Source organism: Luteibacter aegosomaticola (assembly GCF_023078475.1).
GTDB lineage: Bacteria > Pseudomonadota > Gammaproteobacteria > Xanthomonadales > Rhodanobacteraceae > Luteibacter > Luteibacter aegosomaticola.
The window spans coordinates 1,190,927-1,201,893 of sequence record NZ_CP095741.1; the positions used below are offsets into that span (position 1 = coordinate 1,190,927).

Consider the following 10,967-nt stretch of genomic DNA (forward strand, 5'->3'; position numbering starts at 1 on the left):
TCGCGCATGCGGCGTGCTTCGGCGGCGAGTGCATGCCGAATGCGGCTACCGTTGCCTCGCGCTCGTACGCCTTGGGAAGCCGCGCCCACCAAGGGCCTTGGCGGTCACGGCTGCGGACGGTTCGGTGGCTTGATGGTGAGAGCGACGGTAGCTCGACGTGTATATTCCGGTATCGCTTGGCATTGGCCAATCATGGAACTCATGTCATGCGCGATCGTTTCAAGGCTTCGGTGTCTGTGTTCGCCATCGTTCGTCGGAACGATCGGGTATTGATGCTTCTTCGTTCCGGTACGGGTTGGATGGATGGCTACTGGAGCTTGCCTGCAGGTGCGATGGACGGCGGTGAAGTGGCGTCGGTTGCCGCGGCGAGGGAGCTGAGGGAAGAGGTGTCGCTTGTGGCGGCGTCCGGAGCGCTGGCCCTGGCGCACACGCAGCAGAACTTCACCCACGGCGATGAATGGCTGGGTCTTTACTTCGAAGCGTCTGACGTCACGGGTTCACCCGCGGTGATAGAGCCTGAGAAGCACGCGGCTGTTGAGTGGTTCGCAGTCGACACGTTGCCCGCGAACACGGTGCCCTATGTGCGATTGGCGCTAGAAGCCATTCAAGACGGAGACCTGTTTTCGACCTACGCGGACGCACGCACGTCGTAGGAGCGCGCTTGCGCGCGATCCAGCCACCCCCATCAACGCCGCCGCACCAGGCGCTTGAACAGATTCAAGGTCAATACATCGCCTACCAACGAGCGAAGCAGCCACGGCTGATATCCGTCGAACAGGGCTTCGAGGCAACGGATATCTGGATCGCGCGGCCCTGGTTCCTTCGGTCCAATCCAGTACCGGCTGTTGTCACCAAAGGGTTCCCAGACGACATAGGTGGAACCGAGGTAGTTGAAGTCGACGCGCACATCGTCGGAACTCCCGAAGCGCCTGCGCAGGCGAACGTCCGTGACGTCCTCCGCTTGCTTCAAAAGCTTTGCAACCGCCCGTCGCGAGACGTACGTGTGCTCTATCTCGAAGGCAAATGTCTTGCCGGCCTTGGTCAGCGGAAAGGTTCTCATCAGTCGCCTGTAGGAGCGCGCTTGCGCGCGATTCACGGATACCTCAAGACCTGATCGCGCGCAAGCGCGCTCCTACATGGGGTTCGTGTACGGGGCGGGCGAGCGGCGGGTTAGTGGGAGGAGACGTAGATGGCGTCGGCGAAGGCTTCGGGGAGGGCGAAGCTTTCGCGCATGCGGCGTGCTTCTGCCGCGGGCGTGGTGCCGAAGAGGCGGCGGAATTCGCGGCTGAATTGGGAGGGGCTGGTGTAGCCGACGGCGTGGCTGGCGGCTTCGGCAGTTAGGGATTGCCGGACCATGAGTAGCCGCGCTTGATGCAGTCGCGTCGATTTGACGTACTGCATGGGCGAGACCTGGGTGATCGCTTTGAAATGACTATGGAAGCTGGGGGCGCTCATGCCGGCTTCGCTGGCGAGCTGCGCGACGTCGAGGGGCTCGGCGTAGGAGGCGTGGATGAGCCGCAGTGCCTGGCTGATCCGGCCGAATTGGCCGCGCAGGGCGAGGGCGTTGCGCATGGCGCTGCCTTGCGCGCCGGTGAGTACGCGGAAATAGAGCTCGCGGAGCAGGGCGGGGCCGAGTACCGCGGCGTCGAGAGGACGTTGCAGGGCTTCGAGGAAGCGCAGGACCGAGCTCTGCATGGCGTCGTCCATCGGCGTGGACATCATGCTGCGGGGCGGTTGCACGGGTTCGGCCGTGCCTTCACGGTCGATCTGTTCTGCGACCTCGGCGGCGAGCGCGAAATCCAGGTGCAGGTAAAGCGCGAGGAGCGGCCGTTCGGGCGTGGCGTCGGTTTCCATGGTGAAGGGCACGGGGACCGAGACGGCGAGGTATTGGTGTTCGTCGTAGAGGTAGAGCTCGTCGCCGAAGTAGCCGCGTTTGCGGCCCTGGCAGACGATGACGATGCCGGGGTCGTAGAGCACCGGGGTACGGGCGAGCGCGCGATCGGAGCGCAGGATGCGGACGCTGGGGATGGCGGTGAGGTTGTAGCCCTCATCCGGGGCGAGCCCGCGCAGTAGCTCAACCGTGCGGGCCTGGGCTGGCACGGGGGCGGATCCGGCGAGTTGGCTGGGTTTCTTCTTGGTCATAGGAATAGGCAAGAAAATGAGCCTATCGGAGCTTATCTGCTGAGGCGTATGGGTGGATTATGCACTCCTCGTCCTCTGAAGGGAGATCCCGATGGCAACCCAGAAAATCATCCTTATCACCGGTGTGAGCAGCGGCTTCGGTCGTGCCCTGGCGCAGGAGGCCCTGGCCCAGGGGCACACCGTCGTGGGTACGGTGCGTAGCGCGGCGGCGAAAACTGAGTTCGAGGCGCTGGCGCCGCAGGCGGCGTTTGGCCGCGTGCTGGATGTCACCGACTTCGATGCGATCGACGGTGTCGTAGCGGAGATCGAGCAGAACGTCGGGCCTGTCGATGTGCTCGTGAATAACGCGGGCTATGGGCACGAAGGCATCATGGAGGAATCGCCGCTCAGCGCGATGCGCCACCAGTTCGACGTGAACGTGTTTGGTGCCGTGGCGATGATGAAGGCCGTGTTGCCGTTCATGCGCGGGCGCCGACGCGGGCACATCCTCAACATCACCTCGATGGGTGGCTACATCACGATGCCGGGTATCGCGTATTACTGCGGTAGCAAGTTCGCGCTCGAAGGCATTTCCGAGACGCTAGGTAAAGAAGTCGCGCCACTCGGTATCGCCGTGACAGCCGTGGCACCCGGGTCGTTCCGTACCGATTGGGCGGGGCGTTCGATGGCGCGTACGCCGCGCTCGATCGCCGACTACGACGCGCTGTTCGATCCGATCCGCCAGGCGCGGGAGGAGAAGAGCGGCAAGCAGTTGGGTGATCCGGCCAAGGCGGCGAAGGCGATGCTGGCGGTGATCGATGCGCCGAATCCGCCTGCGCATCTGTTGCTGGGTAGTGATGCGTTGAAGCTGGTGCGTGACAAGCTGGCGGCGACGGAAGCGTCTGTTCGTGAGTGGGAAGCGCTGACGGTTTCGACCGACGGGTGATTGCACGCAGGCCGTTGTAGGAGCTCGCTCCTACAGGAGCGCTTTGCGGATCAGGAGGGCGATCGTGACGACGGGTACGGCGAGCAGGGCCCACGCAGCGATCTGCCATGCCGGCCCGGCTAGCAACGCGAGCAGCAGGCCCGCTAGCAGGCAGGCGGCCATGCCTAGCGGCAGCGTGATAAGCCCTCTCGGACGCGCGCTCATGTGATCACCTCAGTGACGGCAGGCGCGGTGCGCGTGCGGCGGCGGCTGATCCACAGGTAGACGCCAGTAATCAGCACGAGGATGGCGCCGAGGTCGAAGGCGAGCCATAGCAGCTTCAGCGGCAGGCCGCCGTAGTCGCCGAAGTGCAGTGGGCGAGAGACTTCCAGCGCGGTGAGGTAGCCGGGTAACTTCGCGCCGTCGAGTACCGCACCCGATGTGGCATCGATCAGTACCGGTACCAGCAGCTCGCGGGTGAGTGGCTTATCGCCGTGTAGCCAGACGAGGTAGTGGTGCGGATGATGCCGCGCTTCACTAGGGAACAGAATGCTGGCGACCGTTTCGTTCGGGTGGCGTTTGAGCGCTTCGTTGATGGCGTCCTGGACGGGTTGCGTTGATTTACCGCGCTGTGCCGTTGACGTCGCGTCGTTGAGCGGCGATCCCATGGATGCAGCGTGGGCAACGGGGCCCTTCGACGACGCGGTGTCTGCAAGCAGCTTCGCGACGTCGGTAGCCTGCCATAGGCCGAACAACGGCTTTTCGAGCGTGTTGATCACGCCAGTCAGGCCGACCACGCCGAGCCACGCCAGCAGCACCGTGCCGATGACGTTGTGCAAATCGAGCCAACGCAGGCGGCGATTCCCACGCAGGCGTAGCGACCCCGCGCCCGTGCGCGGTGTGAACGGTCCATAGAGCATCACGCCGGAGACCAGCGCCGCGACGAACAACAGTCCCATCACGCCGAGCAGTAACGTACCGGGTAGACCCACGGTGAGGCTGCCATGGATCGCAAGCATCACATCCATGAACGAGATCTTCTGCGCACCACCCTGGCGCTGGTCGTCGATCACCGTGCCCGTGTGCCGGTCGTACTTCACCCAATGAAACGCACCGCCCGCATGGTCGATCAAGCCAACCGTCGCCATGCCCGGATCGTCATCCGGCAGCGCGATGAAGTTGGTCGCATCGCCGGGATACCTTGCCTGCGCCGAGGCGAGCAGGGTATCCAGCGGCAGGGCAGGCGTGCCCGCCACGACTTCCGCCGAATGCGGCGTACCCAGCGCGTCACCGATCTCATCCTGGAAGATCAGCGGCAGGCCAGTCAGGCACAACACCAGCAGGAACACCGTGCATACGAGGCTCGACCACGTGTGCACGGCACGCCACCGCCGGAGGGCGGTGGCGGATAACGCGCGGCGCGGGCGGGTCACAGCGATTTGCGGATCGTGAGCATGGTGTTGCGCGGGTCTCCGTAGATGCCGAAGTACGACGCAGGTACGCGGGCGAAGTACTTGCGGTCGAATACGTTGTTGACGGTGAGCGTCAGCAGCCAGTCGCGATCGAACTGGTAACCCACCTGGCCATCGAACACCGCGTAACCCTTCTGCGTGATCGTGCCGCGCGTGGTGCTGCTCAGCACGCGCGCGCCGCCGCCCACGCGGAAGCCGTGCGGGTTATCGCCTTCGAAGCGGTACACGCTCCACAGCTTGAAGGTCTTCTTCGGCTCTTCCGCGTCGAACACCTGGCCCTGGTTGCTCGGGTCCTTCAGGTAACGGGTGAGCAGATAGGTATAGCCGGCCTGCAGATCCCAGCCCGCAGCGAGGCGCCCGCTGACTTCGGTTTCCCAGCCCTGGCTTTGTGCCTTGCCCGCGGCGATGTAGTAGTTCGGGTGGTTCGGGTCGTCGTAGGCGCGGTTCTCGTCGCGGAGGCGGAACGCGGCGAACGAGGCGGTCAGGCGGCCGTCGAGGAACTCCGCCTTCAGGCCGGTCTCATATTGTTTGCCGGTGCGCGGCTTCAACGGCGTGCCGCTGAAGGTGAGGTTGCTCTGCGGTACGAACACCGTGGTGTAGCTGGCGTACGCCGAAAGCCAGCTGTTGATGTCGTACACCACGCCGAGGTAAGGCGATGCCTTGTGGTTTACATCGGGCGCGTCGGTCCATTCGCCCAGCGGGATGGGTGCGCCGACACGGCTCTTGCTGCGGTAGTAGGTGAACTGGCTGCCGAGTAGCACGCTCCAGTTTTCCGCCGGATGGATACGCGTCGCGGCGTACAAGCCGTACTGCGTGGTCTCGGTGAGGCTGCGGTTGTCGAACGGGATGTCGGGGTAGGCGATGCCACCGAGGTCCATCACATCCACGCCGCCCGGCACGTCGCCGCCGCCGCTCCAGCTATCGGCGGTCTGCCGTGCGTAGTTGAAGCCGACGATGAGCTGCTGGGTGCGGCCGAAGAGTTCATACGGGCCCGAGATATTCAGATCGGCGCCGGTCCAGGTGCCATCGGTGTACTGGCGCTGCAGCCAGTATTCCGCCTGGTTGTTGGGGCTGACGAGGCCGTCGATATAGCCGTACTTCGAGGCATCGGTGGTCGAGCGGCGGTCGATGTTGACCTTGCCGTGCCAGTCGTTGCCGAAGTCATGGTCGAGCTCGGCGTAGTAGTCGTTGAGGTTCGGTTTGTCGTAGCTCCAGTCCGTGCCATAGAACTGCGAGCGCGGCGCATTGAGCACCTGGCCGTGCGGCGGGATCGCATAGACCGACTGGCCCCAGTCGAGCGGGCCGTTGTGTTCGTGCTGGTACGCCGTCGAGAGCGTCAGCATCGTATCCGGCGAGAGATCGAACTCCACTACGCCGTAGAAGAACTGGTGGCGCGAGTTCGCCTTGTCGTAGAAGTAATCGTGATCCTGCGCGGAGATCACCGCGCGGCCGCGGATGGTGCCTTCGGCGTTTAACGGCGTGCTGCCATCGAGCGTGGCCTGGTACGTGTTCCACGAACCGGCGGACACGCTGCCACCCCAGCCGGCCTGTTCCAGCGGACGCTTGCGCACGAGGTTCACCGTGCCGCCTGGGCTGCCCTGGCCCTGCAGGATGCCGGCGGGGCCGCGGAAGATTTCCAGGCGATCGTACATCGCGAGGTCGAACTGCGACTGGTACTCGAGGCCGTTGTTCGCGGCGATGCCGTCGAACTGCACATCCGGCTGGTAGCCGCGGGACTGGAAGTACGAGGTGCCGACGCCGTACGGCACGGCCGTAATGCCGGTGGTGCGGTTAAGCACGTCGTACACGCTGACCATGTTCTGGTCGTCCATGCGCTGGCGGGTCACCACCGAGACGGAGCTGGGCATTTCGCGTGGGGAGAGGGCGAGCTTGCCGAACGAGACTTCGTTGGCGGCATAACCTTCGGTCACCCCGTGCACGTTGACGCTTTCGAGGTCTTCCACCTTGTTGTCGCCGGCGCTACGTCGGCGCGGTGCGCGCGGCGTGGCGGTGGCGGCAGCGGCCGGAGCCGAGCTCCGCGAGAACCCGTTGCGTACGAGGCGTACCGAGCCGTCGTTGCCAGCCTGCACTGCCAGGCCCGAGTTGGCCAGGACGCGCTTGAGCGCATCACCGGTCGCCAGCGAGCCATCTACAGCCGGCGCCTGCAGGCCCGCAGTGAGCGAGGCGTCGTACACCAGCACGGTATCGCTCTGTTCGGCCAGGCGGTTCAGCGCCTGGGCAAGGGGGCCGGCGCTGATGTGGAAATCATGCGTTGCCTGGAGCGATGCCGGGGCGGCGGCGATGGCCGACAGCGGGAGGAGCAGGCCGAGGGCGAGGCTAAGGCGGCGCAGGCGGGGCGAAGGAGCGGCCGGTGAGCCGGTGAAGCGAGAGGGCATGGGGTTGTCCGATATAAGAAATGAGGATCAATCTCATTCCTATGACGGATGAGCCGCGCAGATGAGGATGTCGTTGTGAGAATTTTTTTCTGAAGGGGACGAGCGAGGGGTGGATTAGAGCAGGATCAGGCCGGGGGCGACGTGGGTGGCGTGGAGGCCCAGGTTGGCTTCGATGGCGCGCAGGGCGGCCAGGGGATCGTTGGTGCGGAAGACGCCGCTGACGCGACGGTCTCCTGCGGCGTCGTCGGCCAGCACGATGTGGCCGGGGTAGTAGCGGTTGAGTTCGGCGATCACGTCCTTGAGCGGGCGGTCGACGAACATCAGGCGGCCGCGGGTCCAGGCCATGGCGGCATCGGCGTCGACGGGCGACACGGAAGGCGCCTTGTTGTCGTTGGCCAGGCTAGCGCTTTCGCCAGAGTGCACGGCGACCTTGCCACCGGGCGCCGCGACTTCCACTTCGCCGCTGGCGACGACCACGTCGGTGGCATCGCCATCCAGCCTGAGCTGGAACGTGGTGCCGACGTCGGTGACCACGACACGCCCGGCGCGCACGCGGAACGGGCGCGGATCGTCGTGGCCGACCTCGAAGGAGACGGCACCGCTGAGCACCTGCACATCGCGCCACTGGGCGTCGTCGTGCAGGCTGATGGCGCTGCCGGAATCGAGTTGGGCCACGCCACCGCCGACGAGCGCGATGCGCTGGGTTTCGCCCACGGCGGTGCGGGCATCGGCGCGCAGCGCGATGCTGACGCGCGGGTATTGCCATGCGCTGATCGCCACGACGAGTAGTGCGCATGCCGCAATCAAGGCGGGATGCCGCCGCTTGCGTGGTGTCCTACCGCCAGCGTGGACCGCCCGTGGGCGTGTGCCCTTCGCGCCGCCAGGAGCAGGCGTTACGTGACCGACGCTTTCCATGTCGTTCAAACCGCTCGCGAGCAGGTCGAGTTCGCGCCACGTCGTTCGCGCGCGCTCGAGTGCAGCCCCATGGGTGGGGTCTGCCGCCAGCCACGCATCGAACGCGGCACGCTCGGGCGCCGTCAGGTCGCCGGCATCGAGCCGGATGACCCAGCCGGCCGCCTGTTGGCGTGCGTCTGCGCTGTAAGTGGATGACGGCATGGCGGTCGCGGCGAGCCGGTGGCGAGGAGGGCGCATTATGCCCCCGCCTCGTCGAGGCGTGCCTGGCAGTGGGTCAGGGCCTTGCGCAGGTGCTTCTCCACCATGTTGCGGCTGATGCCCAGGCGGTCGGCGATCTCCTGGGGCTCGAGGTGCTCAATCTTGCGCAGGCGAAACACTTCGCCACAGCGCGGCGGTAGTTCGGCCACCGCATCGGCCAGGATGCGCAGGCGTTGGTGGCCAGCGATATGCGCTTCGCTATCCGGAGCGCCGTCGGCCACCTCAGGCAGTTCGCCACTTTCGATATGGCGCTCGCGGACCTCGCGCTCGCGCAGCCAGTCCAGCGAGAGATTGCCGGCGATGCGGTAGAGGAAGGCCAGCGGGTTCTGGATGACGGTGCGCTCATCCAGCATGGCGACCTTCACGCAGGTCTCCTGGATGATGTCGGCGGCGATCTCGGGCGAACGCATGCGCCGCTCGACAAAGCGGCGCAGTGGTTCGTAATGGTGCTGCAGGACACGCAGGAGCGGGGCAGGGCCCTGCACCGCCGGCGCTTCCTCCTGCAAACCGCTTCCCACCCCCACGTAGCCCGCCTTCGCCCGTCAATAGATAAGAATAATTATCATTTCAAGGCGAGGCGGGGCGCAAGGCCGTTAGTTGTCGTGCTTCTTGTGGTCGTCGTGGTGCTGTTGCTGGGGAGCGGGACGCGCCTGTTCGTGGTGTTCCTGCGGCTGCGGACGCTGCGGTTCCGGCCGCTGTTGCGGCTGGGGACGCGGCATCTCGCGGGGCTGCTGGAAGTGCTGCTCCGGTTGGGGCTGCGGACGTGGTGCCTGGAAGTGCTGTTCGGGCTGGGGCTGCGGACGCGGCGCCTGGAAGTGCTGTTCGGGCTGAGGCTGTGGGCGCGGTGCCTGGAAGTGCTGTTCAGGCTGCGGCTGCGGCCGTGGGGCCTGGGCATGCTGCTGCTCGGGCTGAGGCGTAGGCCGCGGCGCGTTCTGCGGCGACGGCTGGAAGCGCGACGCGTCGTGCCGCTGCGGATCGTTGTGGGCGCCCTGCGGCGCATTGGCAAACGACGAACCCGGACGCTGCTGGGGATTCTCGTGAGGCACCTGCGCCGTCGGATGGGGCGGTTGTCCCGCAGCGGCTGGCTGCGCCGCAGCGGGGCGGCCTTGCAGCGGCACATGGTTCTCGCCAGGCCGTTGGCCCTGCGGTGCGTTCGCGAACGAAGGCCGTCCGCCAGCGCCCGGATTTCCGCCGGGCGGCTGACCCTCATGACCCGGCTGCCCCGGTGCACCCGGGAACGGCCGCCCGCCCTGCGCCACATTCGGCTGCCCCGGCCGCGGCGGCGGCAGGTCGGGATGCGCATTCGGCGCGGTCGCATGCATGGCGCCCGGGGTGAAGTTCGGCCGCTGCATGTGCGCGTAATCCGGTTGGGCCGGGCGCTGTGGCGGGCCGCCCGCACCTTGCGGGCCGAAGCCGGGGCGCGGCCCCTGGCCCGGAGGCGGCGGGCCGGGGCGGTTATAGGTGTTGCCGAAGTTATGCCGGTTGTCGATGTGCACGGAGCGATCGACGTAGCGGTTGTTCACCACCGTGCGGTTCACGACATACGGATGGTTGTCGTACACGACAGCGGGCCGGCCGCCGTCGCGGTGGCCACCCCACGAGGCATGCCAGCTATCCCAGCCCCACGGCCGGTCGTGGTGTTCATGGTGTGCGAACAACTCGGCCACCACGATGCCCGCACCGAAGCCGATGGCACCGGCCACGATGGCGTCGTGGTAATCGGGGCCGCGTTCGACGTAGCGCGTTTCGTACACACTCGAATACACCGGCTCGCCGTAGACCACGTCAGGGTCGTAGTCCGGTACATACACCACGCCCGGGTCGGCGGGCTCGATCTCGATGGTCTGCGCCGGTGGGCCGACGATCTCGTCCTGCTCGACCACCGTGGTCTGCGAGACGGGTTCGCCGCGATCGACCACCTGCACCTTCTGTTGGGCGGTGGTCTTCAGGTTGCCCTTCGCCTGCGCACGCGAGCGCATCACCTGGATGGCGTTCATCACGTCGGACGGTTCGTTGGCATACGCCTGGCCCAGCGCGTCGGTCCACTCGCCGTTGTTCGCCATCTGGTCGAGCACGGCCGGGAACGCCACCAGCGATTTCACGCTGGGATCCCAGGGCTGGCCGTCAGCGGCGTCGATGAGGGCCGCGCCCGTAAGATTGCGATTGCCCTGCACGAACTGGCGGGCGTCGTCGACCTGATCGGGGTGCGTCGATGCCGCGAGGGTCTGCGCCACGAGGTTATCGGGGAACAGGGCGATCGGGGCGACCAGCGCATATAACTGGTCGGCGGTCGGCCGTTGATACGGCGCGGCCTGCACATCCGGCGCACTCGCCGCAGCCGCTGGCGCATCCGCCGTAGCGGGAGGCGCTTCGCGGTTGCAGGCCGCGAGGGCCGTGACGATGGCGGCCGAGAGCAGGGTCTTGAGGGAAACGTTGAGGAATGTTCGCGACATCGGGGATGCCTTTCCTTGGTTGTGTGGGCCGAGCTTCTCGCGTGGTCGCTTACTGCCCGCTGTCTGCAACGGCCCTCGCCAAACCGCGTTTACCTGCGCGTTGGACTTCGCAAAACCCTGCGATTCCACGCACTTGTAGGAGCGCGCTTGCGTGCGATCGGGGGCGGCGGAAGAGCTCGCGACCCCGCTGCGCCCGGCGGAAGGAGGTCGCACGCGAGCGCGCTCCTACACGGGAATTTTGCGTTGCAGTGCAGCAAACATTGGCAACCGTTGGTTGGGATGGCGGTCGCCGGGGGATGCAAGGAAAAAAACCTCGTTATCGCCGTGGGTTAGCGACTTCAGGGTACGCGGCAGCTTTCTAGTGGATCGATCCAAATGGCCTTGAGAATTTTCCGCACTGCACGAAACTGGTTTTTTGTGATTTACA

10 protein-coding genes are annotated in these 10,967 nt (G+C 65.9%); 2 read left to right on the forward strand and 8 right to left on the reverse strand.

All coding sequences use genetic code 11. The features are described 5' to 3' along the window. Positions 1-206: 206 nt before the first annotated feature. Positions 207-653, forward strand: a complete 447-nt coding sequence (locus L2Y96_RS05270) for an NUDIX hydrolase (RefSeq protein WP_247333452.1) — start codon at positions 207-209, stop codon at positions 651-653. Between the two features lie 32 nt (positions 654-685). Here L2Y96_RS05270 and L2Y96_RS05275 read toward each other — a convergent pair whose 3' ends face one another. Together L2Y96_RS05275 and L2Y96_RS05280 are read right to left on the reverse strand one after the other, a co-directional pair. Next, a complete protein-coding gene (locus L2Y96_RS05275) occupies positions 686-1,060 on the reverse strand; it encodes a hypothetical protein (RefSeq protein ID WP_247333472.1) in 375 nt (124 codons plus the stop codon). A 110-nt stretch (positions 1,061-1,170) separates the two neighbouring features. Then, positions 1,171-2,100 carry an AraC family transcriptional regulator gene (locus L2Y96_RS05280; RefSeq protein ID WP_247333474.1) on the reverse strand — a complete coding sequence of 310 codons (930 nt, stop codon included), beginning with the start codon at positions 2,098-2,100 and terminating at the stop codon, positions 1,171-1,173. A gap of 133 nt (positions 2,101-2,233) precedes the next feature. Between L2Y96_RS05280 and L2Y96_RS05285 the strand changes: the two genes are divergently transcribed. Continuing rightward, the gene (locus tag L2Y96_RS05285; RefSeq protein WP_247333477.1) at positions 2,234-3,067 is read left to right on the forward strand and encodes an oxidoreductase; all 834 of its coding nucleotides are present in this window, start codon (positions 2,234-2,236) and stop codon (positions 3,065-3,067) included. A 30-nt stretch (positions 3,068-3,097) separates the two neighbouring features. Here L2Y96_RS05285 and L2Y96_RS05290 read toward each other — a convergent pair whose 3' ends face one another. The 6 genes from L2Y96_RS05290 to L2Y96_RS22950 form a co-directional block, all read right to left on the reverse strand. Then, positions 3,098-3,271 carry a hypothetical protein gene (locus tag L2Y96_RS05290; RefSeq protein WP_247333479.1) on the reverse strand — a complete coding sequence of 58 codons (174 nt, stop codon included), beginning with the start codon at positions 3,269-3,271 and terminating at the stop codon, positions 3,098-3,100. After that, entirely contained in the window at positions 3,268-4,425 is a 1,158-nt protein-coding gene (locus tag L2Y96_RS05295; RefSeq protein ID WP_247333480.1) for a PepSY-associated TM helix domain-containing protein, read from the reverse strand. Before L2Y96_RS05295 ends, L2Y96_RS05290 begins: the two co-directional genes overlap by 4 nt. 50 nt (positions 4,426-4,475) lie before the next feature. Further along, positions 4,476-6,914 (reverse strand): TonB-dependent siderophore receptor, encoded by a 2,439-nt coding sequence (locus L2Y96_RS05300; RefSeq protein ID WP_247333482.1) that lies wholly within the window; start codon positions 6,912-6,914, stop codon positions 4,476-4,478. Between the two features lie 114 nt (positions 6,915-7,028). After that, positions 7,029-8,066 carry a FecR family protein gene (locus L2Y96_RS05305; RefSeq protein ID WP_247333483.1) on the reverse strand — a complete coding sequence of 346 codons (1,038 nt, stop codon included), beginning with the start codon at positions 8,064-8,066 and terminating at the stop codon, positions 7,029-7,031. Further along, positions 8,066-8,572: an RNA polymerase sigma factor gene (locus L2Y96_RS05310; protein ID WP_247333485.1), complete on the reverse strand. Its 507-nt coding sequence runs from the start codon at positions 8,570-8,572 to the stop codon at positions 8,066-8,068. Before L2Y96_RS05310 ends, L2Y96_RS05305 begins: the two co-directional genes overlap by 1 nt. 108 nt (positions 8,573-8,680) lie before the next feature. Beyond that, entirely contained in the window at positions 8,681-10,540 is a 1,860-nt protein-coding gene (locus L2Y96_RS22950) for a DUF3300 domain-containing protein (RefSeq protein ID WP_283248864.1), read from the reverse strand. Positions 10,541-10,967 lie beyond the last annotated feature (427 nt).